Genomic DNA, 24,687 nt, shown 5'->3' with positions numbered 1-24,687 from the left:
CATGATTTCTCTCGCATCGACTTGAGCCGAAAACCGGTTCCCACTTTTCGGGCCGATGCCTATGCTCCCGGCCATGGCGAACATCGACTCCCTCTTCCCCGGCTTCAAGGCGCATTGGATCGACGGGCCGGTCGGCAAGATCTTCGCGCGCGTCGGCGGCGAAGGCCCGCCTCTCGTGCTGATCCACGGCTTTCCGCAGACTCATGCCGAATGGCACCGACTGGCGCCGGAACTGGCCAAGACGCACACCGTCGTCTGCCCCGACCTGCGCGGCTATGGCTGGTCGGCCGCGCCGCATGGTGATGGCGGGGAGGAGACCTATACGAAGCGCGGCATGGGCGAGGACATTGTCGCGGTGATGCAGGCGCTCGGCCATATCCGCTTCGGCGTGATCGGCCATGATCGCGGCGCGCGCGTCGCCTACCGCCTCGCGCTCGACCATCCCGGCCGCGTCGAGCACCTCGTCCTGCTCGACATCCTGCCGACCGTCTCGATGTGGGAGGGCATGAACGCGGCACGCGCCATGCAGGTCTATCACTGGACCTTCCTGGCCCAGCCCGAGCCGATCCCGGAGAACCTGCTGAAGGCCGATCCGGCCGGCTGGCTCGACCGCACGATCGCGAGCTGGAGCCGGGCAAAGAACCTCGACCTGTTCGACCCGCTGGCGATGCAATCCTATGCGGAATCCTTCAGCGATCCCTCGCGCACGCACGCGGCCTGTGAGGATTACCGCGCCGGCGCCACGACCGATGTCGAACACGACAAGGCTGATCTCGCGGCGAACAAGCGCATCCTCTGCCCGACGCTCGTGCTTTGGGGCGAAGCAGGAATTCCGGCGAAGGGCGCAAGCCCGCTTGATGTCTGGCGCGAGACTTTCGCCCCGCAGGCTGAGGGACAGGCGATCGACAGCGGCCACTTCCTCCCCGAGGAGAATCCGCAGGACACGCTGGCAGCGCTGAAGCCATTTCTGGCGCAGGCTTCGGCCTGAACCGATCCACGGGAACATTGGGCATGCCGGGTTCCCGTACCGCCAAGTCCGCACAAACCAGGAAAGCGCCCGAGATCGCGCTCGTGCTCGGGGCTGGCGGGGCGCGAGGTCTCAGCCATATTTCCGTGCTGGAGGCCTTTGACGAGCTCGGCCTCAAGCCCGCCCGCATTGCCGGCTGCTCGATCGGCGCCATCATCGGGGCGGCCTACGCGGCCGGGCTGTCCGGCCGGGACTTGCGCGAGCACGTGCTTGCGACCTTCCGCGACCGAGCGCGGGTGATCGCGCGCCTGCTCGATTGCCGCGTCGGCAAGCTCGCCGATCTCGTGCGCGGGCTCGGCAATCCCGTGCTGATCGACGGCGAACGCCTGCTCGACCTGTTCTGGCCGGAGGCGGTGCCCGACCGCTTCGAGGAATTGGCAATCCCGTTCACCGCGATCGCGGCGGATTACCACCGGTATGCCACAGTGACGCTGAGCGAAGGGCCGCTGACGCCGGCCGTCGCCGCTTCGCTCGCCATTCCCGGGCTGGTGCGGCCGGTTGCGCTCGGCGGGCGCGTGCTGATCGATGGCGGCGCGATCGATCCCCTGCCCTATCGCGAGCTGCTGGCGCCCGGCCGCATCACCGTCGCGGTCGATGTCAGCGCACCCATGACAGAGCCCGGCGAGGCCCGCATTCCCGGCGCGTTGGAAGCGATCGTCGGCGCCTCGCAGATCCTGACGCGCACGCTGGTCCAGCGCCTGATCGAGCAGGAGCCGCCGGATATCCTGATCCGGGCGGGTGCCGACCGCATCGGCGGGCTCGATTTCTTCAAGGCGAAGGTGATCCTCGCAGCGGCAGAGCCGATCAAGGACGAGGTCAAGCGAGCGCTGGAACGGGCTCTCGACGCGGAGGGCTGACCGGCTCCGGCGCATCGCAACGGAAGCCGGGCAATGCAGCCTCCAAGACCCCTCGCCCTTCCTCGGTCAGGATGACGGCGCGGCTGTCCTTGCGGCGGCGAACCCAATCCATCTCGAAGCAGCGGCATGCGAGCGTGGCCGCGAGATGGCCGGCAAGATGCGGCCGGCGCTCGCTCCAGTCGAGGCAGGGCCGCAAGGCGGCGCGGCGGCTCCTGGCAGAAGCGTCGGGATCGAGGCCCAGCGCCCGGAAGATCGCCTTGCCCGAGGTCGTCAGCGCATAGCCGCCCTCGCTGGCGGCGAGATGACCGCCGGCCATCAGCGCGTCATGGATGCCGATGCCGAGCCTTCCGGCGAAATGGTCGTAGCAGGTGCGGGCCTGGCTCAGTTCCGCCCCAACGCGGGACGGCAGGCGCCGGCTGGTGCCGTCGAGATTGGCGAGCACCATCAGGCCTTCCAGCGCCGTCGCGACCTCCGGCCCGGCCAGCCGATAATAGCGATGGCGCCCCTGCACGGCGACGTCGATCAGGTTGCCCTGCATCAGCTTGGCCAGATGGCCGCTCGCCGTCTGCGGCGCGACGCCGGCGATCCAGGCGAGTTCCTTCGCCGTCAGCGCGCGGCCGTCCATCAGCGCATGCAGCATGTTGGCGCGGGCCGGATCACCCATCAGATGGGCGATCTCCGCGAGATAGGGACCTTGCGTGCTCATGATCGCATCATGCTCCGCCGCCGCCGCATCGCAAGCAGGAACGCTACGGCGGCGGCCGTAGCATCAGGTCGCGACAGCCGCCGTCAACGATGCCACAAGCAGGGCATGGACAACACGACTCTCCTCCTCTTCGTCACCGCGACCTTCGTGCTCGCCGGCTTCGTCAAGGGCGTGATCGGGCTGGGCTTGCCGACCATCGCGGTGGGTATCCTCGGCGTGGTCATGGCACCCGCGCAGGCGGCGGCCCTGCTGGTCGTGCCCAATCTCGTCACCAATGGCTGGCAGATCGCGACCGGGCCGAAGCTCGGCACCACGCTGAAGCGGCTCTGGCCAATGCTCGCCGCCATCTGCCTCGGCACCTGGGCCGGCGCCGGCCTGCTGCAGCAGCAGAAGGATGGCAGCGCCACGCTCTGGCTCGGCGCGGCGCTCATCCTCTATGCACTCGTCGGCCTGAAGGCTGCAAAGCTGCGCGTGCCGCCCCGCTGGGAAGGCTGGCTCGGCCCGGTCATCGGCTTCACGACCGGTGTCGTCACCGCTGCGACCGGCGTCTTCGTTCTCCCGGCCGTGCCCTATCTGCAGGCGCTGGGCTTCGACAAGGACGAGCTGGTGCAGGCGCTCGGCATCTCCTTCATCGTCTCGACGCTGGCGCTCTCCTTCGGCCTGATCGGCGCCGGAGCGCTCAACGGCACCGTCGCCTGGCAGTCGCTGCTGGCGCTCGTCCCGGCGCTGATCGGCATGAGCGCGGGGCAGTTCATCCGCGGCCGCATCTCGCCCGCGACCTTCAAGATCTGCTTCTTCACAGGGTTGCTGGCGCTCGGCGCCTATCTCTGCTGGCGCAGCCTTGCCTGATGGTCCGGCCCTTGCTTAGGGAAACAGGATCATCTCGCCGGGCTTAACCAAGCGTTCACCATACGGGCGCAGCCTCGACCGGCAGCAACAGGAGCGCCTCGCATGGATGCCTTCACCATGGTCATCATGGCCTGCGTCGCCGGCGAGACGCATTGCGCGACCAGCCGCATCAGCGAAATGGGCTTCACCACGGTGCAGGCCTGCGAGGCGCGGATCGACGACATAGCCAGCACGATGACCCGGGAATTCGGCAAACGCCCGGAATTCAAGGGCCGGCAGGTGACCTATGACGTCTCCTGCATGGACCGCGCGCAGCTCTCCGCGAAATTCGGCATCGCCTCGTCCGATACCTGAGCGTCAGCGCCTGTCGCGGAAGAAGTCCCGCAACAGCGCCGCGGCTTCCGTCTCGCGCAGGCCGCCATAGATTTCGGGCGCATGATGGCAGGTCGGGCTCTCATAGAGCCTGACGCCGTTCTCGACCGCGCCGCCCTTCGGATCGCCCGCGCCGAAATAGAGCCGCCTGATCCGGGAAAACGATATCGCCGCCGCGCACATCGGGCAGGGTTCGAGCGTGACATAGAGATCGCAGCCGACCAGCCGCTCGCTGCCGATCGCTTCGCAGGCCAACCGCAGCGCAAGCATCTCGGCATGGGCGGTCGGGTCGTTCAGCTCCAGCGTGCGGTTGCCGGCACGGCCGAGGACCACGCCGTCGCGCATGATCACCGCGCCAACCGGCACCTCGCCACGCAGGGCAGCCGCCTTCGCCTCGTCGAAGGCGAGCGCCATGGCGTCGATCGTGGATGAGTGTTGCGGCGGCGACATCGAAAACCCCAGCTTTGGCGCTCGCAGCAAGGGAAAGCCTCTGCTACAAGCGCCGGTTATAGCGAATAAGCGAGCCAGGCCTTTCCCGCAAAGCGGTTGTGCTCGGCCGGCTCAGGAGCAACCATGAAAGACGACGACAACAACAGAGGCCGCGGCCCACGCAAGGGCGGCGGCGCCGGCGGCCGTGGACCCGGCTCCGGCGGCAAAGGCTTCGGTGGCAAGCCGTTCGGCAGCCGTTCAGGCGGCGAAGGCCGTGGACCTGCGCGCGATGGCGAGCGCAAGCCGTTCCGCAGCCGTTCGGGCGGCGATGATCGCCCTGCCCGGGACGGCGAGCGCAAGCCGTTCCGCGGCCACTCGGCCGGTGACGAACGCCCGACCCGCCGCTTCGATCGCCCCACTGGCGCCGAGGGTGAGGCTCCGCGCCCGCGCCGCTTCGATGGCGACCGGCCGGTTCGCGCCAGGGCCGAAGGCGAAGGCCGTGGCTTCCGCGAGCGCTCCGGCGAGGAGCGTCCGCGCCGCACAGGCGACCGTCCCTTCGCCGGCCGCGACCGGCCGCAGGGCGACCGGCCGCCGCGCGGCGAGGGCCGCGATGGCGAGAAGCGTTTTTCGCGTCCGCGCGCGCCGCGCTTCGAGGGTCAGGATGACCGCCCGCGCCGTCCGCGCGAGGCTCAGCCCGAGCGCAAGCTGATCACGGCGGAGGAGCCGGAGCGGATCGCCAAGGTGATGGCGCGGGCCGGCGTCGCCTCGCGCCGCGACAGCGAGGCGATGATCGCAGAAGGCCGCGTGAGCGTGAACGGCACTGTGCTGGACAGCCCGGCCCTCGACGTGAAGCCGACCGATATCGTGCTGATCGACGGCGAGCCCTTGCCGGCCCGCGAGCGCACGCGGCTCTGGCTCTACCACAAGCCCCGCGGCGTGGTGACGACCAATTTCGACCCGGAAGGCCGCCCGACCGTCTTCGACGTGCTGCCGGAAGACCTGCCGCGCGTGCTGACGATCGGCCGGCTCGACATCAACACCGAAGGCCTGCTGCTGCTGACCAACGATGGCGGGCTGGCGCGCGTGCTGGAGCTGCCGGAGACCGGCTGGCTCCGGCGCTACCGCGTGCGCGCCTTCGGCGAGGTGACGCAGGACATGCTCGACACGGTGAGGGACGGCGTCACCATCGACGGCATCCAGTATGGCCCGGTGACCGCCCGCTTCGAGCGCCAGCAGGGCTTCAACACCTGGCTGACAGTCGACCTGCGCGAGGGCAAGAACCGCGAGGTCAAGACCGTGCTCGAGCATCTCGGGCTGACGGTGAACCGGCTGATCCGCATCTCCTTCGGGCCGTTCCAGCTCGGCGATCTCGAAGAGGGCGAGGTCGACGAGATCCGCTCGCGCGTGCTGCAGGACCAGCTCGGCACCGAACTCGCAGCCAAGGCCGGCGCCGATTTCGAATCGCCGCGCCGCGATGCCCTGCCTGCCGCGCCGCGCCCAGCGCCGGCCGGCGACGACCGCCCGCGCCGCCGTCGCGAACCCGACGAGGATGAACACGAGACGCGCCGCGACGCCGTGCGCGAATTGCGCGGCGACAAGCCCTGGACCCGCACCACCTGGCGCGATGCCGAGACCGAGCCGCAGCGCGCCCGCAAGGCGCCGCCGCGCCGCGGCGCCGATCCGAAGCTGGAGCGGCAGGAGCGAGAGGCCTCGGGCGACGTGAAACGTCGTCGCGACACGCCGATCGCCGATCCCAAGGGCCGGCGCGTGCTGGTCGAGCGCGTCAGCGCGCCCGTAGCGGAGGAGCGCGACGCTCCCGCCCGCGAGAGCAAGCGCAGGCCCGACCGCATGCCGCGCCAGCAGCGCGGTGCCCAGGACCGTGGTAACGACGAGATGCGCACGTCACGTCCCCTCTCGCGCACCAGTGGCGACGAGCGGCCGGCGCGGCGCCCGCGCAGCGATGCCGGCGAGCGTGACCGCGGCGGCGACCGCCCCTGGGAGGATCGCGCGCCACGCGGCGAGCGTCCCGAGCGCGCGCCACGCGATGGCGCCGAGCGCCCTGCCCGCGCCTTCCGTGAACGCTCGGCCGAGGACCGGCCGCGCGGTCGCAGCTTCGGCGACAAGCCAGGCGGCAGGGATTTCGGGGCCAAGAGCTTCGGGAGCCGCTCTTCGGAGCGCTCAGGCGACGATCGGCCCCGCGGCCGCAGCTTCGGCGACAAGCCGGGCGGCAAGGGCTTCGGTTCCCGCTCTTCGGAAAGGCCGGCCGGCGGCGGCCGTCCCTTCGGTGGCAAGCCGGGTGGCAGGCGCCCGGGCGGACGTGGTCCGCGCCCGGGCGGCGGCCCGCGCGGCGGCAAGCGCGACTAAGCGATGCGGATCGTCGGCGGACGCCTGGGCGGCCGGCCCCTGGCCGGTCCAAAACCGGGGATCGGCAGCATCCGGCCGACCTCGGACCGTCTGCGCGAATCCCTGTTCAACGTGCTCGTGCATGCCTATGGCGACGCGGTCGAGGGCGCGCGCGTGCTCGATCTCTTCGCCGGCACGGGTGCGCTCGGCTTCGAGGCGCTTTCGCGCGGCGCGGGCTTCGCGCTGCTGGTCGATGACGGCACCGAGGCACGCGGCATCATCCGCGAGAACCAGATGGCGCTCGGTGTCGCCGGCTTCAGCCGCATCTTCCGCCGGGACGCCACCAAGCTCGGCCCGATCACCGGCATGGCGCCGTTCGGCCTCGTCTTCTGCGACCCTCCTTATCGCAAGGGCCTTGGCGAGAAGGCGCTCATCTCAGCCCGCGAAGGTGGCTGGCTCGCGCCGGACGCGCTGATCGTGCTGGAAGAGGCCGCCGATGCCGAGATCAGCCCCCCCAAGGGCTTCGAGGAGCTGGAGCGGCGGGCTTACGGCGAGACGCAGGTGCTGCTGCTGCGGGTGACTTCCTAGGCACCCGGCGCTGCACCCGCCTTGCAGACCTCAGCCCTGGGTCGGCTCGTAGCGCAGGATGCCCGCGATCCCCGCCTTCGACCCGGCGGGCCTATCGCTGGGGTGGTTGATGCCGTCATTGACCTGCAGCTCCCGGAAATCGAAGGGGCTGGCGCCAGCGATGCAGGCGACGTTTACCCCGAGCTGACCGGGATTCGAGCGGCGCTGGTGATGGGTGTAGATGCCGCAGCCCAGGCAGAAATAGTGCTTCGCCGTCCGGGTGTTGAACTGGTACTCGCCGAGCTTGTCATCGCCCGAGACGATCCGGACCTCGCTCGCCGACACGACGACCGCGCCGCGCATGCGGCAGAACGAGCAATCGCAGCGGCGCGCGGTGTTCATGCCGTCGACCAATGTCGCTTCGAAGCGGACGCCTTTGCAGTGACAGGCCGCCTGAACGATGTTGCTGTCTGCCATCGCCGTCTCCTTGATGGATATCCCGGCGCCTTATACGCGCTTACCGTCGCCCGAACAGCCGCTCGATGTCCGACAGCTTCAATTCGACATAGGTCGGCCGGCCGTGGTTGCACTGGCCGGAATTGGGCGTGATCTCCATCTCGCGCAGCAACGCGTCCATCTCCTCCGGGCGCATCCGGCGGCCGGCGCGGACCGAGTTATGGCATGCCATCGTCGCCAGCACATGGTCGAGCCGGCGCTCCAGCGAGCCCGCCGTGCCGTGTTCAGCGAGCGCATCGGCGACGTCGCTGACGAGGCGCTGGAGATTGCCGCCGGCAAGCTGGCTCGGCGCCTCGCGCACCAGCACCGCGCCCGGACCAAAGGATTCAAGCACGAGCCCGAGGCTTTCGAGCTCGCCGCCCGCCGCGATCAGGCGGTCGGCATCGACCGGGTCGAGCTCGACCACTTCGGGCAGGAGCAGGGGCTGGCGCGCGATGCCATTGCGGGCGCGCTCGGCCTTGAGGCGTTCATAGACCAGCCGCTCATGGGCGGCGTGCTGGTCGACGATGACGACGCCCTCGCGGGTCTGGGCGACGATATAGGTCTCGTGGACCTGGGCGCGCGCAGCGCCGAGCGGCCGGTCGAGCGCGTCGGGCGAAGGCTCCGCGAGATGGGCGCGGGCGTCCGCTGAAGGCGCAGCGAAATCCGAGAAGCCGGGTTGCGGGGCGCTTGCCGGGTGCGGGGTCGGCGCGCTCCAGCTCTGCGCCTGCGGGAAGGACGGGCGCGGGATCGCGCTGCCGCTGCCGCCCATCGAGAGCACGGCGCGGAAGGCGTCGAGCGTGCGGGCGCCGCCCGTCGTGGTGGCGCGATGGCCGGCGGCAGCGAGCGCGGCCTTCAGGCCGGAGACGACGAGGCCGCGCACCAATGCAGGATCACGGAAGCGGACCTCGCTCTTGGCGGGGTGGACGTTGACGTCGACCGAGCGCGGATCGCAGCCGATATCGAGGAAGAGCACCGGATGGCGGTCGGAGGGCACGACATCGGCATAGGCGCCGCGCACGGCCGAGAGCAGCAATTTATCGCGCACCGGCCGGCCGTTGACGGAAAGATGCACGCCGGCCGAGGTGCCACGATGGAAGGTCGGCAGGCCGGCGAAGCCGGAGATGCCGAAACCCTCGCGCTCAGCCTCGATCCTGAGCGCATTCTCGGGAAAGTCGCGACCAAGCGCGCGGCCGAGACGGCGCAGCAGGCCCTCCTCGCCGATCGGCTCCGCCGGCCAGTCGAAGGCGCTGATATGCTCGCCTTCGAGCGAGAAGCGGATCTCGGGATGGGCGATGGCGAGGCGCCTCAGCATCTCGGAGACGGCCTGCGCCTCGGCCCGGTCGCTCTTCAGGAATTTCAGGCGGGCCGGGGTGAAGATGAAGAGGTCGCTGACCTCGATGCGCGTGCCGGGCGCCGCGGCGACGGGGCGGACCACGCCCTTCTCTCCGGCTTCGACGACAAGACCTGACCCCTGAGCTGCGTCGCGCCGGCGTGTCGCGATCGAGAGCCTTGCGACCGACCCGATCGAAGGCAGCGCCTCGCCACGGAAGCCGAGCGTGTCGATGGCAAAGAGATCGCCGTCGGGGAGTTTCGAGGTGGCATGACGGTCGACAGCGAGCTCGAGGTCTTCCGGCGTCATGCCCGCGCCGTCATCGACGACGCGGATCAGTTCACGCCCGCCGCCCTGAATGGTCACCGCGATCGACCGCGCGCCGGCATCGATCGCGTTCTCGACCAGCTCCTTTACGGCCGCAGCCGGCCGCTCGATCACCTCGCCGGCGGCGATGCGATCGACCAGGATGGGATCGAGGCGGCGGACGGTCATGGAACTCTGGCGATCATCGGCAAACTGGGCTCGTCATTCTCGGGCGGAGCGAAGCGCAGACCCGAGAATCTCTCTCCGAAAGAGGCTCCTGAGCCTTCATGTCATGAGATGCTCGGGTCAAGCCCGAGCATGACGTGCCTCTACCGGAAAACGCGCCTCAGGCCCGCCCTTCGGCAAGATAGCGCTTGGCGAGGAGCTTAGCCTCCTCCACCGCCGGCTGGTCGAACGGGTCCACGCCCATCGCATAACCGGTCAGGATCGTCTCCAGCATGAAATGCATCAGCATCTCGCCATGGCTGGTCTCGTCTATATGTTCGACATGGAAGCGTCTGACAGCGCAGCTGTTCTTGGCGAAGGTGTCGATCATAGCGACACCCTGCGCCGCGACGAGGTCGCCAATCGTCTTGCCGGCGAAATCGGCCTGCCCGATCTTCTCGGCGAGGGCGGCGTCGATCTGCGGCCCCTTGCCCTTCACGCTCGTGGTGATGACCGTGAAGAACTTGTCCTTGGGGCCGGCGAGATAGAGCTGCTGCTGCGAATGCTGGTCGACCGGGCCGAGCGCGCCGACGGGCTGGGTGCCCTGCCCGTCCTTGCCGAGGCTCTCCGCCCAGAGCTGCATCCACCAGCGGGTGAGCAAGGCGAGCTTGTCGGCATAGGGCATGAGCACGGCGATGTTCTTGCCCGAGCGCATCGCGGCAAGATGCAACGCCGCACCGACCGCAGCCGGCGTCTCGCGGACGTCTTTGCCGGCGAAGAGCGGCGCGACGGCACGGCCGGCGCCGAGGCGCAGCGCCTCGATGTCGAGGCCGAGCACGGCGGCCGGCAGCAGGCCGCAATTGGTCAGCACGGAATAGCGGCCGCCGACATCGGTATGGTGTTCAAGGAAGGGCGTACCGAAGGGCTCGAGCAAGGCGCGCAGCGGATGCAGCTTGCCGGATTTGGCGGGCTCTGACAGGCCCTCGAAATGCTGGCCGATCTGCGGGTCGGTCAGATGCGCGCCACGCAAGGCCTCGATCGCCGCGATCGATTGCAGCAGGGTCTCGCCGGTGCCGCCCGATTTCGAGATCGCGACGAATTTGGTCGTCTTGAGCGGAAGCTTCGCGAGCAAGGCCGCATAGGTCGCCGGGTCGAGATTGTCGATGAAATGGACATGCGGGCCGGGCGTGAACTGCGACAGGCCGGCGATGCCGTAGCCGGTGAGTTGCGCCAGGGTCTGGCCGCCGAGGCTGGAGCCGCCGGTGCCGAGCACGAGGACATCGGTCGTGCCGCCGGATTTCAGCCGCGCAGCAGCGGCCTTCACGGGGCCGAGATCGGCCGTGTCGCTCGGCAGCTTCAGCAGCGGCAGCGTGCCATCCTTGGCCTGCGCCTGCAGCTTCGCCAACGCGGGCTTGAGATCGGCCAGCGCCGTCTCGAAGGCCGCATCGGGAATGCCGCCCTTGCCGACCTTGGATTCAAGCGCGAGATCGAAGCTTTGCTGGAGCATGTAGACCTATCCGTATCGACGAGAAGACGAAGGCTATTTCAGACGAGGGCGACCGGCTTGCCAACCGCCTGCACGAGCAGTTCGGGGTTGCCGAAGAGGCGATGCGCAACGCGCTTGACGTCGGCCAGCGTCACCGCGGCGAAAAGGCCGTTGCGCCGGGCGAGGAAATCCGGCGTGTCGCCGCGCAAGGCAAGCGCCAGCAATTCGCCGGCGATCTTCGGCGAGGTGTCGAAGCGCAACGGGTAGGAGCCGACGATGTAGCGCTTGGCCTCCTCGACCTCGTGCTCGGTCGGGCCTTCCTCGGCGAGCTTGAGCATCTCCTCGCGGATCACCTTCATCGACTCAGCCGCGCGGTCGTTGCGGGTGGCGGTGCCGCCGACCAGCATGGCGCTCTCGCGCAGGGGCATCAGGCTGGAGGAGACGCCATAGGCGAGGCCGCGCTTCTCGCGCACTTCCATGAAGAGGCGCGAGGTGAAGGCCGAGCCGCCGAGGATGTGGTTCAGCACGCTCGCGGTGATGAAATCCGGATCGTCCCACATCAGGCCGGGCCCGACGAAACGCAGCACGGTCTGCGGCACGTCGAGATCGATGACATGGGTCTGGCCGAGCCCCTGGATCGGCAGGGCTTGAGCCGGACGGGCCCGCACCTCGCCCTTGGGCAGGCCGCCGAACAGCGCATCCAGCCGCCCGGCCAACTCGGTCGCGGTGATGTCACCGACGACGACGATCTTGAGGCCCGCACGATCCAACAGCGTCGGCCGCAGCGCCTTGAGCGCCGGAGCTTCCAGCCTGGAGACGCTGTCGAGATCGCCCTTCTCGGACCGGCCATAGGCATGGCCCGGGAAGGCCGCGGCATAGAGCGCGTTGCGGCACATCACCTCGGGGTTCTTCGCCTGGCGCTGCAGGCCGGCGATGACCTGGGCACGGACACGGGCGACGGCGTCGGCATCGAAGCGCGGCTGGTTGAGCGCCAGCCCGAGCAGGTCGAAGGCCGTGTCGCGATGCGTCGAAAGCGTCTGGAGATAGCCGTGGAAATCGTCGCGGCGGGCGTCGAAGCCGAGGCTGATGGCATGGTCGGCCATGCGGCCCTGGAAGGCCTCGGCATCGAGATCGCCGGCGCCCTCGTCGAGCAGGCCGGAAATCAGATAGGCGCTGCCGGCGGCGTTCTCGGGATCGCGGCTGGCGCCACCATCGAAGGCGAAATCGACCGCGATCAGCGGCAGGCTGTGCTCCTCGACCAGCCAGGCCTCGACGCCGCCGGGCGAGCGGACGGTCTGGACGGCGATGGCGGGGCCGGCGGTATTGAGCTTGGGCGTCGGAATCGGGGCGTTCATGGCGCTTCCTGTCGGCGGGACGCGAAGGACCCGCCCGTTCGAACACGGGGCGGCGGCGTCAGGCCGGCAGCAGCAGGCCGGTGACGCTGCGATCAGGCTTGAGATAACGGCGAGCCGCCTCGACCACGGCCTCGCGGCTGACCGCCTCGATACGCTCGGGCCAGGCCAGCACGTCCTCGACCGTCTCGCCCACGGCGAGCGCCGAGCCGAAGATGCGGGCGAGCGAGGCCTGATTGTCGCGAGCGAAGACCGTCTCCGCCACCAGCCGCGTGCGGGCGCGGGCCAGTTCCAGCTCGCTCGGCCCATCCGCCAGGAAAGCGGCTAGCGCCGCATCGAGCCCGGCTTCCATTGCCGCCATCTCGACGCCGGGGCGCGGACTGGCGGAGATCTGGAAGGCGGCGCGATCGACCATCGAGCCCATGAAATAGGCGCTGGCTCCGGCGGCCAGTTCGTCCTCGACGCAGAGCCTGCGATAGAGCCGCGAGGTGGTGCCGCCACCGAGGATCTCGGCAACGAGTTCGAGCGCGAGCACCTCGTCGCGCGCGCCGGCGGTATAGGTCGGGGTCAGCCAGCCTCGGCGCAAAGAGGGCTGCTGCACGCGTGGATCGTTGAGCTGGACACGGCGCGAGGCGCGAGGCTCCGGCTCGATCGGGCGGGAACGGACAGGTGCCGCGCCACGGGCCGCGATCTTGCCGTAGGTTTCCTCGGCGAGACGGCGGACCTCGGCGGCATCGGTATCCCCGGCGACAACGAGGATCGCGTTCTCGGGCGTGTAGAAGCGCTGGTAATAGGCGAAGGCGTCGTCCCGGCTCAGGCGCTCGATCTCATGCTCCCAGCCGATGATCGGCGTGCCATACGGGTGATGGAAGAACAGCGTCGCTGAGAATTCCTCGCCGAGCTGGGCGGACGGGTCGGAATCGACGCGCATGCGCCGCTCCTCCAGCACCACGTCGCGCTCGGGGGCGACCACGCTCTCGTCAAAGGAGAGGCCGGTCATGCGGTCGGCTTCGTAATCCATCATCGCGCGCAGATGTTCTTTCGGCACGCGCTGGAAATAGGCGGTGTAGTCGAAGGAGGTGAAGGCGTTCTCCTGGCCGCCATAGCCGGCAACGATCTTGGAGAATTCGCCCGCCGGCCAGCGTTCGGTGCCTTTGAACATCAGGTGCTCGAGGAAATGCGCGATGCCCGACTTGCCGGTCGGATCATCGGCCGAGCCGTTGCGATACCAGACCATATGGGTCACGACCGGCGCACGCCGGTCCTTCACGACGACGACATCGAGGCCATTGGCCAACCGGAAGGATTCGACCGGCTCCGCCAGGTCGGTCCGGTGCGCATGGATGTTCACCTGTTGCCGTCTCCTCAATCGAAAAAAGGGCGGGCGCGACGCGCCCGCCCTTCATGACAACTTGGTCGGGCATCCCCGCTTCGGCAAGAGGCGATCGCAACCGGCGATCAAAGCAGAACGATGGCCCTCGCCTTTGCCGGGATGCTTACTCGATCACCGGGATACGGCCGGTCGAGAACTCGCGGATACCGGCAGACTGCTTGTCCTCGACGGGGCCACCCTTGCCCGGGCCGAGGGCAGCCGTCCCAGCCGGGCGGCGATAGCCGGTCGGCGGCTCGGTGAGCGTGCGGCGCGGCGGCTCGGAGCCGTAGGCAGCGGCATTCTCGTCGACCTTGGCCTGACGCGCGGCCATCTCGCGCCCAACCACGATCGGCTTGATGATGTTGTTGTAGTTGTTGTCGTCCTCCGCGAAGCGCGGCCCGACCGGCGCACGCGTCGTCCGGCCGCGGCGAATCTCCTCGGGCGACATGCGCGCGATGTTCTTCAGGCCGAGAGGCTCCTCGTAAGGTGCCGGATTGGCCGCATCCTTGCGGCGCTGGACGTCAGGATCGTTCGGCCAGGCGGCATTGCGCTCGCTGGCGGCCTGCTGCGGACGCGGCAGCGTCGAGTTCGGCGGCACGACCAGCGGGGCGCGGGCACGATAGTCGATGTCGGCCCCTTCTCCCTTGCCGAAGACGCCCTGCATGAAGTTGTAGATGAGCGAGCCTTCCTGCGCGAAGGCAGGCGACGCCCCGAGCACAAGCCCGCCGACGATGAGCAGATGAGCCACGCGGATGCGTTTGGCCATGTCAAATCTCCCTTCGGACAATCTCGCCATGTCTGAAACCCAGACGAACGGCAAAACAATGGCGAAACCGTCGTTAAGCTGTTTTTTCCACGCTCGGGCGGAAGGACTCATATAGCAGGCCGAGCACCCCGACAACGATCGCGACATCGGCGATGTTGAAGATATACCAGCTAAAGCTGCCCCAGTGGAAATGGACGAAGTCGACGACCGCGCCATAGACGGCACGATCGACCCCGTTGCCGAGCGCCCCGCCGATGATCAGCGCAAGGCTGAACACGGAGAAGCCTCGCGGCTCGCGCCACATCCAGCGCCAGAGCCAGACGGCCGCGACGAAGGAAATGACCACGAGGAACCAGCGGCCGAGATCGGTGCCCTGCTGAAACAGCCCGTAGGAGATACCGCGATTCCAGGCGAGCACGATCGTCAGGAAGGAGGCGAGATCGTACGGCCCGTTCTCCGCCAGCCCGACGCTGTAGAGCAGCCACGACTTCAGGAGCTGATCGGAAATGAAGACGATCAGGACCGTCAGCAGACCAAGGCGGCGGGCTGGCGTCATCAGGCGCGCACTCCCAGCTCCTTGAGAGCCTTGGCATCGCGCGGCGTCACCCGGGGATAAGCCTTGTCAGCGCTCGCCGGGTCGAAATACTTCCACGACCGCGCGCATTTGATCCCGGCCGCGCGATGCGGCACGACCGCGACGCCCGGCACGTCGGCGAGGCGGAAGGCTTCGGCCGGCCCCTCCCCGCTCTCGACGCGGATGCCCGACGTGATGCTGATCTCGGCGAGATCGGCGCCCGACAGGGCGGCATAGAGATCGCTGTCCGAGACGAAGACCTGCGGCGCCGCCTCCAGCGAGGAACCAAGGCGCTTGGCCGCGCGCTCGAGCTCCAGGGCGCCGGTGACGACACGGCGCACGCGGCGGATCTTGGCCCAGCGCTCGGCGAGCTCGGGGTCGAGCCACTCGGCCTTGGCCGCGACGAAGCGCTCGAGATGGACCGAGCCCTCGCCCGCCTTCTGGTCGGGATAGCGATCGAGCCAGGCTTCCTCGGCGGTGAAGACCAGGATGGGTGCGAGCCAGGTGGTCAGGCAGCGGAAGAGGTGATCGACGACGGTGAGCGCGCTCTTGCGGACATGGCTGGAGAGCGGATCGCAGTAAAGCGCGTCCTTGCGGACGTCGAAATAGAAGGCCGAAAGCTCCGTGTTCATGAACTGCGAAAGCAGGAACACGACCTTCTTGTAGTCGTAGGTGCGATAGGCTTCCTCGACCTGCGGACCAAGCTCGGCGAGGCGGTGCAGCATCAACCGCTCCAGCTCCGGCATGGTCTGCGGGTCGGAGACACGGACATCCTCGCTGAAATGGGCGAGCGTGCCGAGCATCCAGCGCATGGTGTTGCGCAGCTTGCGATAGGTCTCGACGAAGGTCTTGAGGATCTCCTTGCCGATGCGCAGGTCGTCCGAATAGTCCGCGGCCGCGACCCAAAGGCGCAGGATGTCGGCGCCGGAGTCCTTGATGATGTCCTGCGGCGCGGTGACGTTGCCCTTCGACTTCGACATCTTCTCGCCCTTCTCGTCCAGGCAGAAGCCATGGGTGAGGACGATATCGTAGGGCGCCCGGCCGCGCGTGCCGCAGCTCTCCAGCAGGCTCGAATGGAACCAGCCGCGATGCTGGTCCGATCCTTCGAGATACATCACGCGGTCCTTGCCGCCATCGCCGCGGCGGCGGGCACGCAGGTCGGCGCGCTTCTCCAGCGTGAAGGCGTGGGTCGACCCGGAGTCGAACCAGACGTCGAGCACGTCGGTGACGCGCTCGTACCTGGCCGGATCATAGCCGAAGGGCTTGAGGAAGCGGGCGCCATCCAGATCGGTGAACCAGGCATCGGCGCCCTCGGCCTCGAATACCTCCGCGATCGCCGCATTGACCCGGGCATCGACGAGGATGTCCTTGGTCTCCTTCTCGACGAAGACGGTGATCGGCACGCCCCAGGCGCGCTGGCGCGAGACGACCCAGTCCGGCCGGTTGGCGATCATGCCGGTGATGCGGTTCTCGCCGGCAGCGGGAACCCACTCGGTCTCCTTGATCGCCTTCAGCGCGCGGTTGCGCAGCGTGTCGGCATTGCCACCCGCGACCGGCTGCGGATCGGCCGCATCCGGCGCGCCGGCCTCGCCGATCGGCTTGTCCATGGCGATGAACCATTGCGGCGTGTTGCGGAAGATCACCGGCTTTTTCGAGCGCCAGGAATGCGGGTACTGATGCTTCAGGCGGCCGCGCGCGATGATGTTGCCGGCCTCGACCAGCGCCTTGATGACGACGTCGTTGGCATTGCCCTTGTCGCCCTTGTCGGTGATGACCTGCGCGCCCTCAAAACCCGGCGCCTCCTTGGTGAAGCGGCCATCGGCATCGACGGTGTAGGGGATGCGGGTGTCGATGCCGCGCTCGGTGAGCTGGCGGCCATTGGCCATCCAGACGTCGAAGTCCTCGCGGCCATGGCTGGGCGCCGTGTGGACAAAGCCGGTACCGGCATCGTCGGTGACATGATCGCCGTCGAGCAGCGGGACGTCGAAGTCGTAGCCGTGGCCGCGCAGGGGATGGGCTGCGGTTGCCTCAGCAAGCCATTCCGTCGGAACATCCATAACAGGCTTAAAGGCCTCAACCTTCGCTGCTTTGAAAACGCTTTCGGCGAGGTTCTTGGCGAGAATGTAGCTGGCGCCCACCTTGGCCCAGTTATTCTCCGGAGCAGCAGTTACCGTATAAAGGCCATAGGCGATCTTGCGATTAAACGAGATCGCTCGGTTACCAGGGATTGTCCAAGGCGTAGTTGTCCAGATTACGACCGAAGCAGCCATCATTGCATCGACATCGGCAATTGCTGAGTGCTCAGGCGAGGTCACGAAATGCCCCGCCAGCGGCGGCTTATCGCGATCAAGAGGAAACGCCACGAAGACCGTGTCGCTGGTGTGCTCCTCGTACTCGACCTCGGCCTCGGCCAGCGCCGTCTTCTCGACCACCGACCACATCACCGGCTTGGAGCCGCGATAGAGCTGGCCGGTCTCGGCGAACTTCATGATCTCGCGGGCGATCTGCGCCTCTGCCGGATAGGCCATGGTCAGATAGGGATGGGCCCAGTCACCCTCGACGCCCAAGCGCTTGAACTCCTCGCGCTGGACATCGACCCAGTGCTCGGCGAAGGCGCGGCATTCCTTGCGGAACTCGACGACCGGGACGTCATCCTTGTTCAGGCCCTTGGCGCGGTACTGCTCCTCGATCTTCCACTCGATCGGCAGGCCGTGGCAGTCCCAGCCCGGAACGTAGTTGGAATCGTAACCGAGCATCTGCTGCGAGCGCGTGACGAGGTCCTTGAGGACCTTGTTCAGCGCGTGGCCGATATGGATGTTGCCATTGGCATAGGGAGGGCCGTCATGCAGGACGAAACGGTCCCGGCCCTGCCCCGCTTCGCGCAGCTTGCGGTAGAGGTCCATCTTCGCCCAACGGGCCAGCAATTCCGGCTCGCGCTGCGGCAGGCCGGCGCGCATCGGGAACTCGGTCTGGGGCAGGAACAGCGTCTGCGAGTAGTCGACGCCGTCGGCAGCGGTCTCGGCAGCTTTGGCGGTGTTGGTCTTGTCGGTCATCATCCGGCTCGGACAGTCGGGACGGCGGGCCGGTCAGGGGCCGCGGGCGTCCACGCGTAAAACGGGAAAAGCGGTCTTCAACCCGGACTGCGCAAGCGCCCGCGCTTGTCTAGCGCGAGGCGGCAGCCGGGCCCGTAATTCGCCGGGAAAGATCGATCAGCATGGCGCGTTTGGCGGGCATGAGGGGCTTCTAGCAGGCGCGGCTTACGGAAGGAAGGGCGGCGTTCCCACCAGAATGTCGCGTGCGTGGGCGCTGTCGGCATCCATCTGGACGATCAGGGCCTCCAGCGAGTCGAACTTCTCCTCGCCGCGCAGCCAGTCGACGAAGGCGACATCGACGCGCTGGCCATAGAGATCGCCGGAGAAATCGAAGACGAAGGTTTCGAGGCGCGGCGCGCCGTCGTCGAAGGTCGGGCGACGGCCGAAGCTGGCGACGCCGTCATGCCAGGTGCCGTCGATCTTCATCCGGACCGCATAGATGCCGTGGCGCAGCCTGCAATCGCGGGCGAGCTGCATGTTGGCAGTGGGATAGCCGAGCTCGCGCCCGCGCTTGTCGCCGTGCGCAATAAGGCCGCGCACCTGCCAGGGCCGGCCGAGGAACGTCGCGGCGCGCGCGACATCTCCGGCCTCCAGCGCCGTGCGGATCAGCGTCGAGGAAACAGGCTCGCCCTGCCAGGAATAGGGCGACACGACCGACACCGGTATGCCCGCGGCAAGCCCATGGGCCTGCAGCATCTCGGGCGAGCCGGTGCGGCCCTTGCCGAAATGGAAATCGTAGCCGCAGACCAGGCCGGCGGCACCGAGCCGGCCGATCAGCAGGTCATCGACGAAGCTTTCGGCGGGGACCGCCGCGATATCGCGGTCGAACGGCAGGACGAAGACCTGACGCAGGCCGGCATCGGCCAGCCATTCCAGCTTGAGCTGGGGCGAAGTCAGCCGGAAGATCGGCTCCTCGGGCCGGAAGACGCTGCGCGGATGCGGTTCGAAGGTGAAGGCGGCGGGCCTGGTCCCCAACTCCGCGGCAAGAGATACGGCGCGGCGCGCCAGTTCGGCATGGCCGCGATGGACGCCGTCGAAATTGCCCAGCGCCAGGACGGCGCCGCGCAAGACTTCGGGAAGGGGCTTGTCGAGGTCGAGGACTACGGCCGTCGGCTCGGGGCGGTCAGGCGCATCGGCTTGGGATGGCATCAATCGGTAACGTCCACCTGCCCTGAAACGCGGGCGATGATCGTCTTTGCGGCGAAGCCCGGCGGGGCGTCAAGGCCGCGCGCCGGCCGAAAGCCTCAACTGCGCGACCTCGGCGGCATCGCGACCCAGGCCTCGCCTTCCATCACGGCCTTGCCGTCGACGAGGCATTCGCAGAAGAAGCGCGCCCGGCGGCGCTCCGACACCAGCTCGACCACCTCGACGCGGGCCGTGACGACATCGCCGATCTTGACCGGGGCGAGGAAGGTCAGCGTCTGCGAGAGATAGACAGCACCGGGGCCAGGCAAACGCGTACCGAGCAGCGCGGAAACCAGGCTCGCCGTCAGCATGCCATGGGCGATGCGCTGGCCGAATTTGGTGTTGGCAGCGAACTGGTCGCAGAGATGGATCGGGTTGGCATCGCCGGACAGCTCCGCGAAGAGCGCGACATCCCGCTCCATCACGGTCCGCATCAGGCTTTCGCTCCGGCCGATGGCCAGATCCTCGAAGGCGTGGACGGTGTAGAGCCCGCCGGGCATCGGCTGAACGGCCATGGATCACGCGCGGCCCGCGGGCCTGCGCCCTCCTGTCTGCGGTCCGGTTAAACATCTCGCAACCGCAACATGAAGGCAATTGGACTTTGGTGCAGCGCACCGTTCTACCCTTGCGTCAGTTCGCAATCGGATTAACCGGTTCGCAAGGCCGCGCCGCTATCACTCAGACAAGCGGCACGGCGCTGGTATCTCCCAGCACCGCAACCGTCATGCCTGGAGCACCAGAATGGCTCTCGATCCGTCCATGCCGATCCTCGTCGTCGACGATTACCAGACGATGGTCCGCATCATCCGCAACCTGCTTAAGCAGCTCGGCTTCGAGAATGTCGACGATGCCTCGGACGGCTCGACCGCGATCTCGAAGATGCGCGACAAGAAATACGGCCTGGTCATTTCCGACTGGAACATGGAGCCGATGAGCGGCTTCGAGCTGCTCCAGAAAGTCCGCGAGGAGACGGCGCTGTCGGAAACGCCGTTCATCATCGTCACCGCCGAATCGAAGACCGAGAACGTCGTCGCCGCCAAGAAGGCAGGCGTCAGCAACTATATCGTCAAGCCGTTCAACGCGCAGACGCTGAAGACGAAGATCGAATCGGTCTGCTCGGCGGCCTGAGAGGCCTCACCAGACCAGATGCGGCATCGCGTAGGCCGGGCGATGCGTCTGCCGGCCGAACCAGCCGTGACGCTCATCCCATGACGCTTCCATCAGATCCTGGGCGTGGATGCCGGCCAGCACCATGATGCCGGCCGCGCCGAAGGCGTCGGCCCCGGCGATGTCGGTGCGGATCGCATCGCCGATCGCGCAGATCCTGTCCCGGGCGATCGCGGTTCCACGCGCCTTCTCGGCCGCCGCCACCGCCGCCTCGTAGATCGGCCGATGCGGCTTGCCGGCATAGATCACCCGGCCACCGATCTCCTCATAGGCGAGCGCGACCGATCCGGCGCAGGGGATGATGCGCCCGCCACGCTCGACGACGAGATCCGGATTGGCGCAGATCAGCGGCAGACCGCGCGCGGCGAAGCCGGCGAGCAGATCGGCGTAGGTCGCCGCCGTGTCCTTCTCGTCGTCGAACAGGCCGGTGCAGAGCACATAGGCCGCCTCGTCGGGGGAGGTCTCGCGCACGTCGAGCCCGGCGATCAAGGGCAGGTCGCGATCGGGGCCGAGCCGGTACATCGGCTGGCCGGCGCGCTCGCGGATCAACGAGCGGCAGACATCGCCGGAGGCGACGATCGCATCCCAGGCCTCGCGCGGCACGGCGAAGCCGTCGAGCTGGCCGACGATGACATCGGCCGGGCGCGGCGCGTTGGTGACGAGAACGACGCTGATGCCATGCTCGCGCATCCGCATCAGGGCGGCGACCGCGTCGCGATAGGCGGCGACGCCGTTATGGACCACGCCCCAGACATCGCACAGGCAGAGATCGAAGCGATCGGCGACCTCCGAGAAACCCGAAAGCGGAAGGGTGGAAGCGATCCCCGATGGCGACACTGTCTCTATCTCCGGCAGCTTCATGGGAAAGGCGAGCTTCGCCCTTCAACAAGGCCTGATCTAGACGGGATTCGCCGGAAGCGGAACCGGAGAGCGCGGGAAACGGTCGTGCGTCAGGCGCTGGCGCGACGCAGCACGGCCCGGAAGGGCAACCGCTCCGGGCGGGTTTGCGACGCGGCCGGCTCGGGCGCTGCGGCGAGAGACTGGGCAAGGCGCTCCTGCCCAAGCAAGCGCTCGACGATGCTTTCCGGCTGACGAGCGGGTTCGGCCGGTGCCGGCGGTGCCGCGAGCGCCGGTTCCGGCTCGGCGAAGATCTCGGGCTTGACGGGGCGCGGCGGCGAGAAGGCCTGTCCCTGCCCCATCGTGGCGCCGAGCTCGATCATGTCGGCGGCGGCGGGGTTGTCCGCGACCTCGTCAGCCACGAGGGTGATCGAGACGCGCGCCAGCAAGGCGGCGAGGTCGCCGGCGTCGATATCGCTCTGGATCCGGCCGTCGAGATGAGCCTGCAGCAGCGCGGCCGGCGCCTTCACGTAGCGGATACCGCGATCGAACAGGCCGCGCGGATCGAGGCGCAGGTCGACGAGCTGGTCGAGCGCGAAACGCACCCCGTTCGCCGACATCGCGCCGAGCAGGCCGAGACTGGTCGGGTCGAGTTCACGGAAGATCGCCTGCGGCATCTCGATGACGAGATGGCCGGTATGTTCACGATATTTGTCGAGGATACGGGTCAGGGTGGCCAGCGCCCGCGACGACGTCCAGGTCGCGTTGCTGAAATTGCAGGAGACGAAGATGCCGCCATCCTTCGAGCCGAGATGGCGCGCGATCGCCAGCGCCCGCGTCAGGACGAGCGCGTCCAGCGTCGGCCCGAAACCGCGTGTCTCGACGGTGTCGATGAATTCGTGCGGCAGCAGCAGCGTGCTCTCGTCCAGCCGAAGGCGCGCCAGCGCCTCATAACCACAGGTCCGGCGCTGCGGCAGCGAAACGATCGGCTGCAGATGGACTTCGAGCCCGCCTTCACTGAGCGCCTTGCCGATCAGGGCAGCGCGCTCGGCCTCGGCTTCCTCGCGCGCGGCGGCTGCGGCGGCGGCACGCTCGGCTGCAAGCTTGTCGGCCCGCTCCCGGCGCACCGCCTCAGGATCGAGCACCACCTCGGGCACTGGCGCCGGAAGCGCTACGGCGGGATCAGGCAGGCGGGCCAGGACGGTCTCGTGATCGGCGAGCGTCGTCGCGACCTGATGGATCAGATCGCCGAGCAGGCCGACCTCGGCCGTCAATTCATGGATGGCGGCGCGCGCGGGCGCGGCATCGGCATCGCGCATCGGCATCTGCTGGACGCGCTGCGACAGCGCGTCGAGACGGATGGCATTGGTCGCGAGTCTGACCTTGACCTCGCCTACGCCCGCCATGGCCAGTTCGTGACGGGCGAGGCTGCGGCGCTCGAAGGCACGCATCGCCAGCATGCAACCGGCGCCGGACGCGAGCAGGCCGAGCGCCACGCCGAGCCCGCCCGGGAGCAGGATCGCAGTCGCGGCGCCGGCCGACAGGCCGGTGACGGCGCCGGCGAGAGGATGCAGGGCTTTCAGGCGGGCAGGTGCCACGGCAGCGCTCGCGCTAGGTCAGGGGATCGGAAAGGGAACGAATCACGGCTCGAACCGCAGATTAACCTTGCCGGCGCGGTTATGCGAGCGATGCGCCACAGTTCCGCCACAGCTTGCGCCGGGGGCCGGCCGCTAGGGTGTGTTCAGCCCTAGCGCGGCCAGGATTCGGTCAATGACAGAACCGGCAAATCCGCGTCTTTCGAGGAAGGCACGCGGGTCCTGCCCGAACAGCGGAGATTTCTCGGTCAACTGCGAAAGGGCCTTTGCCCGCTTTTCGGTGTCGCTGCCGGCGGCGAGCGCCTGACCGAGCAGGCTGAGCGGGCTGGAATCGGCTGCCAGCATCGCAGCATAGCTTTCGGACGCCTTCCCGGCGCCGACCAGATAGGAACCGAGAAACGCATAGAAATCGTAGCGCGGCGGACGCGCGACGCTGAGCGAGGTCGCCCGCTCCAGCAGCGGCAACCCTTCGAGCGGGCGATCGAGCCGGACGTAGAGAGCTCCGACCTCCGCCATGATCTCCGGATCATAGGGATTGCGGGCCTGCGCCTCGCGGCCCATCTGGATGGCGTCGTCGGCCGCGCCGCGCAGCAGCATCACCTTCATCAGCGCCTGGTAGGCGCGCGCACCCGACGGCGCGAGGCGGACCGCCGTCAAGGCCGCAGCGAGGGAGCGATCAAGTGGAGGCCGCACGTCGTCCGCGTCATCCGGCGGGGTCGCGGCCGGCGCAGCCGGCGCAGCGCCATGTTCGGCGAGCGTCATGATGGCGAGATGGGCCCAGGCCGGATAGAAGCCCGGCTCCTGCTCGGTCAGTTGCGCAAGGCAAACTCGGGCCGCCAGATGCATTTCGGGGAGCACGGTGCGGCGCGCGTCGAATGCCTTCAGGATGCAGCGGACGGCGGGCGAGGTCGTGAACTGGCGCGCATCGGCGGGAATCACGCCGAAGGGCTCGGCCAGCCGGGTCGCCAGCCGCCGCGCCATCTCGGCCAGATCGCTTTCATGGAGCGTCGCAAGCGAGGAGCGGCTCGACGAGGTCGTCCAGACGATGCGCCCGTCCCGCACGGAGCGCAGGCGGGCGAGCCCGACCGCCCCGCTGTCGAGGCCCTGGGCGTCGATCTCGATGACATAATCGACCTCCTCCGCGAGGGCGGACCCGGGAGGGGGCGCCTTGATGGTCACGAGATCGTCGAAACGGGCCATGGCGTCGACGAGCAGCGCGGAGAAGCGGCGCAGAACGTCGGCCAGTTTCGGATCGGAAGGCGGAGCGGGAATCGTGATCGCGACCCGCGCGAGGGCGAGCGCCGCCGGAGCCTCGGACCGCGCGCCGGCAACCTGCTCGGTCGCGGCGGATTTCACCGGCTCGCGGGCCGGCTTCATATACCACCAGCCCAGCGCAAGCAGCCCCAGCGCCAGCGCGGCGAGCGTCAGGCCGGCCCAGCGGCGGGCCGCGCGACGATCCGGCTCGGGCGCATCATCGGTGGACTCGGCCGGAGCCCGGCTCCCCTCCCCGCCGAACCAGGTGAACACCGGAACATAGCCGCCAACCGGCATCGAAATCTGCACGGGGTCGCCGCGGCCGTCACCGGCATAATATTGCGCCAGCGCCCGCCTGAGGCGACCGGCCTCGACGCGGACGATCGGATCGAGCTGGGGATTGAAGTCGGCGGGGCGACCGAGCCCTTCCACCGCGATCGTGTAGCCTTTCAGCTCGGCCGCGCGCCCCTCGACCGTGCGTTCGACGACGAAGTTCAGGAAGGCCGAAAGCTGGGGAGCGGCGCGAAACGCATCCGACACGAGGACGCGGTCGAGACC

22 protein-coding genes are annotated in these 24,687 nt (G+C 68.3%); 7 read left to right on the top strand and 15 right to left on the bottom strand.

Annotated elements, in window-relative coordinates:
* Positions 1 to 73: 73 nt before the first annotated feature.
* Both Q9235_RS10810 and Q9235_RS10805 read left to right on the top strand, forming a co-directional pair.
* A complete protein-coding gene (locus tag Q9235_RS10810) occupies positions 74 to 988 on the top strand; it encodes an alpha/beta fold hydrolase (RefSeq protein ID WP_306227105.1) in 915 nt (304 codons plus the stop codon).
* Positions 989 to 1,011: 23 nt separating this feature from the next.
* Positions 1,012 to 1,884, top strand: coding sequence for a patatin-like phospholipase family protein (locus Q9235_RS10805; protein WP_306227103.1), 873 nt, complete (start codon positions 1,012 to 1,014; stop codon positions 1,882 to 1,884).
* On the opposite strand, the gene Q9235_RS10800 is transcribed toward Q9235_RS10805, so the two are convergent.
* The gene (locus tag Q9235_RS10800; protein WP_306227100.1) at positions 1,844 to 2,590 is read right to left on the bottom strand and encodes an ArsR/SmtB family transcription factor; all 747 of its coding nucleotides are present in this window, start codon (positions 2,588 to 2,590) and stop codon (positions 1,844 to 1,846) included. The two genes, Q9235_RS10805 and Q9235_RS10800, sit on opposite strands and share 41 nt — an antisense overlap.
* A gap of 105 nt (positions 2,591 to 2,695) precedes the next feature.
* Between Q9235_RS10800 and Q9235_RS10795 the strand changes: the two genes are divergently transcribed.
* Both Q9235_RS10795 and Q9235_RS10790 read left to right on the top strand, forming a co-directional pair.
* Entirely contained in the window at positions 2,696 to 3,439 is a 744-nt protein-coding gene (locus tag Q9235_RS10795; protein ID WP_306227098.1) for a sulfite exporter TauE/SafE family protein, read from the top strand.
* 102 nt (positions 3,440 to 3,541) lie between these two features.
* Positions 3,542 to 3,793, top strand: a complete 252-nt coding sequence (locus Q9235_RS10790) for a hypothetical protein (protein WP_306227097.1) — start codon at positions 3,542 to 3,544, stop codon at positions 3,791 to 3,793.
* A gap of 3 nt (positions 3,794 to 3,796) precedes the next feature.
* Here the strand turns inward: Q9235_RS10790 and Q9235_RS10785 are convergent, their stop codons facing one another.
* Entirely contained in the window at positions 3,797 to 4,261 is a 465-nt protein-coding gene (locus Q9235_RS10785; RefSeq protein WP_306227096.1) for a nucleoside deaminase, read from the bottom strand.
* A gap of 684 nt (positions 4,262 to 4,945) precedes the next feature.
* On the opposite strand from Q9235_RS10785, the gene Q9235_RS10780 reads away from it, so the two are divergent.
* Together Q9235_RS10780 and rsmD are read left to right on the top strand one after the other, a co-directional pair.
* Entirely contained in the window at positions 4,946 to 6,604 is a 1,659-nt protein-coding gene (locus tag Q9235_RS10780) for a pseudouridine synthase (protein ID WP_422678365.1), read from the top strand.
* A gap of 3 nt (positions 6,605 to 6,607) precedes the next feature.
* Positions 6,608 to 7,171, top strand: a complete 564-nt coding sequence (rsmD, locus tag Q9235_RS10775; RefSeq protein WP_306227093.1) for a 16S rRNA (guanine(966)-N(2))-methyltransferase RsmD — start codon at positions 6,608 to 6,610, stop codon at positions 7,169 to 7,171.
* A gap of 30 nt (positions 7,172 to 7,201) precedes the next feature.
* On the opposite strand, the gene Q9235_RS10770 is transcribed toward rsmD, so the two are convergent.
* The 10 genes from Q9235_RS10770 to Q9235_RS10725 all read right to left on the bottom strand — a co-directional run bounded on the left by Q9235_RS10770 (position 7,202) and on the right by Q9235_RS10725 (position 19,791).
* Positions 7,202 to 7,627: a GFA family protein gene (locus Q9235_RS10770; protein ID WP_306227091.1), complete on the bottom strand. Its 426-nt coding sequence runs from the start codon at positions 7,625 to 7,627 to the stop codon at positions 7,202 to 7,204.
* A gap of 40 nt (positions 7,628 to 7,667) precedes the next feature.
* Positions 7,668 to 9,473: a DNA mismatch repair endonuclease MutL gene (mutL, locus tag Q9235_RS10765; protein WP_306227089.1), complete on the bottom strand. Its 1,806-nt coding sequence runs from the start codon at positions 9,471 to 9,473 to the stop codon at positions 7,668 to 7,670.
* A gap of 157 nt (positions 9,474 to 9,630) precedes the next feature.
* A complete protein-coding gene (locus Q9235_RS10760; RefSeq protein WP_306227087.1) occupies positions 9,631 to 10,956 on the bottom strand; it encodes a glucose-6-phosphate isomerase in 1,326 nt (441 codons plus the stop codon).
* 38 nt (positions 10,957 to 10,994) lie between these two features.
* Positions 10,995 to 12,290: a M16 family metallopeptidase gene (locus Q9235_RS10755; protein ID WP_306227086.1), complete on the bottom strand. Its 1,296-nt coding sequence runs from the start codon at positions 12,288 to 12,290 to the stop codon at positions 10,995 to 10,997.
* A 58-nt stretch (positions 12,291 to 12,348) separates the two neighbouring features.
* The gene (locus tag Q9235_RS10750) at positions 12,349 to 13,638 is read right to left on the bottom strand and encodes a M16 family metallopeptidase (RefSeq protein ID WP_306227084.1); all 1,290 of its coding nucleotides are present in this window, start codon (positions 13,636 to 13,638) and stop codon (positions 12,349 to 12,351) included.
* Between the two features lie 145 nt (positions 13,639 to 13,783).
* The gene (locus Q9235_RS10745; RefSeq protein ID WP_306227081.1) at positions 13,784 to 14,425 is read right to left on the bottom strand and encodes a hypothetical protein; all 642 of its coding nucleotides are present in this window, start codon (positions 14,423 to 14,425) and stop codon (positions 13,784 to 13,786) included.
* Positions 14,426 to 14,498: 73 nt separating this feature from the next.
* A complete protein-coding gene (gene lspA, locus Q9235_RS10740) occupies positions 14,499 to 14,981 on the bottom strand; it encodes a signal peptidase II (protein ID WP_306227079.1) in 483 nt (160 codons plus the stop codon).
* Positions 14,981 to 18,052: an isoleucine--tRNA ligase gene (gene ileS, locus Q9235_RS10735; RefSeq protein WP_306228207.1), complete on the bottom strand. Its 3,072-nt coding sequence runs from the start codon at positions 18,050 to 18,052 to the stop codon at positions 14,981 to 14,983. Before ileS ends, lspA begins: the two co-directional genes overlap by 1 nt.
* Positions 18,053 to 18,256: 204 nt before the next feature.
* On the bottom strand, positions 18,257 to 19,240 hold the full coding sequence (locus Q9235_RS10730; protein WP_306227078.1) for a bifunctional riboflavin kinase/FAD synthetase: 984 nt from the start codon (positions 19,238 to 19,240) through the stop codon (positions 18,257 to 18,259).
* A 95-nt stretch (positions 19,241 to 19,335) separates the two neighbouring features.
* Positions 19,336 to 19,791: a MaoC family dehydratase gene (locus tag Q9235_RS10725; RefSeq protein WP_306227076.1), complete on the bottom strand. Its 456-nt coding sequence runs from the start codon at positions 19,789 to 19,791 to the stop codon at positions 19,336 to 19,338.
* Between the two features lie 226 nt (positions 19,792 to 20,017).
* On the opposite strand from Q9235_RS10725, the gene Q9235_RS10720 reads away from it, so the two are divergent.
* Positions 20,018 to 20,404 (top strand): response regulator, encoded by a 387-nt coding sequence (locus Q9235_RS10720; RefSeq protein WP_306227074.1) that lies wholly within the window; start codon positions 20,018 to 20,020, stop codon positions 20,402 to 20,404.
* A 6-nt stretch (positions 20,405 to 20,410) separates the two neighbouring features.
* Here the strand turns inward: Q9235_RS10720 and Q9235_RS10715 are convergent, their stop codons facing one another.
* The 3 genes from Q9235_RS10715 to Q9235_RS10705 all read right to left on the bottom strand — a co-directional run bounded on the left by Q9235_RS10715 (position 20,411) and on the right by Q9235_RS10705 (position 24,669).
* Entirely contained in the window at positions 20,411 to 21,280 is an 870-nt protein-coding gene (locus Q9235_RS10715; RefSeq protein ID WP_306227072.1) for a TIGR01459 family HAD-type hydrolase, read from the bottom strand.
* 113 nt (positions 21,281 to 21,393) lie between these two features.
* Entirely contained in the window at positions 21,394 to 22,878 is a 1,485-nt protein-coding gene (locus Q9235_RS10710; RefSeq protein WP_306227070.1) for an EAL domain-containing protein, read from the bottom strand.
* A gap of 132 nt (positions 22,879 to 23,010) precedes the next feature.
* The gene (locus tag Q9235_RS10705) at positions 23,011 to 24,669 is read right to left on the bottom strand and encodes a tetratricopeptide repeat protein (protein ID WP_306227068.1); all 1,659 of its coding nucleotides are present in this window, start codon (positions 24,667 to 24,669) and stop codon (positions 23,011 to 23,013) included.
* Positions 24,670 to 24,687 lie beyond the last annotated feature (18 nt).

This window comes from Bosea beijingensis (assembly GCF_030758975.1).
GTDB classification, from domain to species: domain Bacteria; phylum Pseudomonadota; class Alphaproteobacteria; order Rhizobiales; family Beijerinckiaceae; genus Allobosea; species Allobosea beijingensis.
Note: the sequence above shows the minus strand (reverse complement) of the source record. Positions and strands in the feature narration are given on the sequence as shown.

What these genes read in the sequence shown, in the direction of transcription:
- Q9235_RS10810 (WP_306227105.1), top strand. Translation starts at nt 74, where the DNA reads ATGGCGAACATCGACTCCCTCTTCCCCGGCTTCAAGGCGCATTGGATC.
- Q9235_RS10805 (WP_306227103.1), top strand. Translation starts at nt 1,012, where the DNA reads ATGCCGGGTTCCCGTACCGCCAAGTCCGCACAAACCAGGAAAGCGCCC.
- Q9235_RS10800 (WP_306227100.1), bottom strand. Translation starts at nt 2,590, where the DNA reads ATGAGCACGCAAGGTCCCTATCTCGCGGAGATCGCCCATCTGATGGGT.
- Q9235_RS10795 (WP_306227098.1), top strand. Translation starts at nt 2,696, where the DNA reads ATGGACAACACGACTCTCCTCCTCTTCGTCACCGCGACCTTCGTGCTC.
- Q9235_RS10790 (WP_306227097.1), top strand. Translation starts at nt 3,542, where the DNA reads ATGGATGCCTTCACCATGGTCATCATGGCCTGCGTCGCCGGCGAGACG.
- Q9235_RS10785 (WP_306227096.1), bottom strand. Translation starts at nt 4,261, where the DNA reads ATGTCGCCGCCGCAACACTCATCCACGATCGACGCCATGGCGCTCGCC.
- rsmD (WP_306227093.1), top strand. Translation starts at nt 6,608, where the DNA reads ATGCGGATCGTCGGCGGACGCCTGGGCGGCCGGCCCCTGGCCGGTCCA.
- Q9235_RS10770 (WP_306227091.1), bottom strand. Translation starts at nt 7,627, where the DNA reads ATGGCAGACAGCAACATCGTTCAGGCGGCCTGTCACTGCAAAGGCGTC.
- mutL (WP_306227089.1), bottom strand. Translation starts at nt 9,473, where the DNA reads ATGACCGTCCGCCGCCTCGATCCCATCCTGGTCGATCGCATCGCCGCC.
- Q9235_RS10760 (WP_306227087.1), bottom strand. Translation starts at nt 10,956, where the DNA reads ATGCTCCAGCAAAGCTTCGATCTCGCGCTTGAATCCAAGGTCGGCAAG.
- Q9235_RS10755 (WP_306227086.1), bottom strand. Translation starts at nt 12,290, where the DNA reads ATGAACGCCCCGATTCCGACGCCCAAGCTCAATACCGCCGGCCCCGCC.
- Q9235_RS10745 (WP_306227081.1), bottom strand. Translation starts at nt 14,425, where the DNA reads ATGGCCAAACGCATCCGCGTGGCTCATCTGCTCATCGTCGGCGGGCTT.
- lspA (WP_306227079.1), bottom strand. Translation starts at nt 14,981, where the DNA reads ATGACGCCAGCCCGCCGCCTTGGTCTGCTGACGGTCCTGATCGTCTTC.
- ileS (WP_306228207.1), bottom strand. Translation starts at nt 18,052, where the DNA reads ATGACCGACAAGACCAACACCGCCAAAGCTGCCGAGACCGCTGCCGAC.
- Q9235_RS10730 (WP_306227078.1), bottom strand. Translation starts at nt 19,240, where the DNA reads ATGCCATCCCAAGCCGATGCGCCTGACCGCCCCGAGCCGACGGCCGTA.
- Q9235_RS10725 (WP_306227076.1), bottom strand. Translation starts at nt 19,791, where the DNA reads ATGGCCGTTCAGCCGATGCCCGGCGGGCTCTACACCGTCCACGCCTTC.
- Q9235_RS10720 (WP_306227074.1), top strand. Translation starts at nt 20,018, where the DNA reads ATGGCTCTCGATCCGTCCATGCCGATCCTCGTCGTCGACGATTACCAG.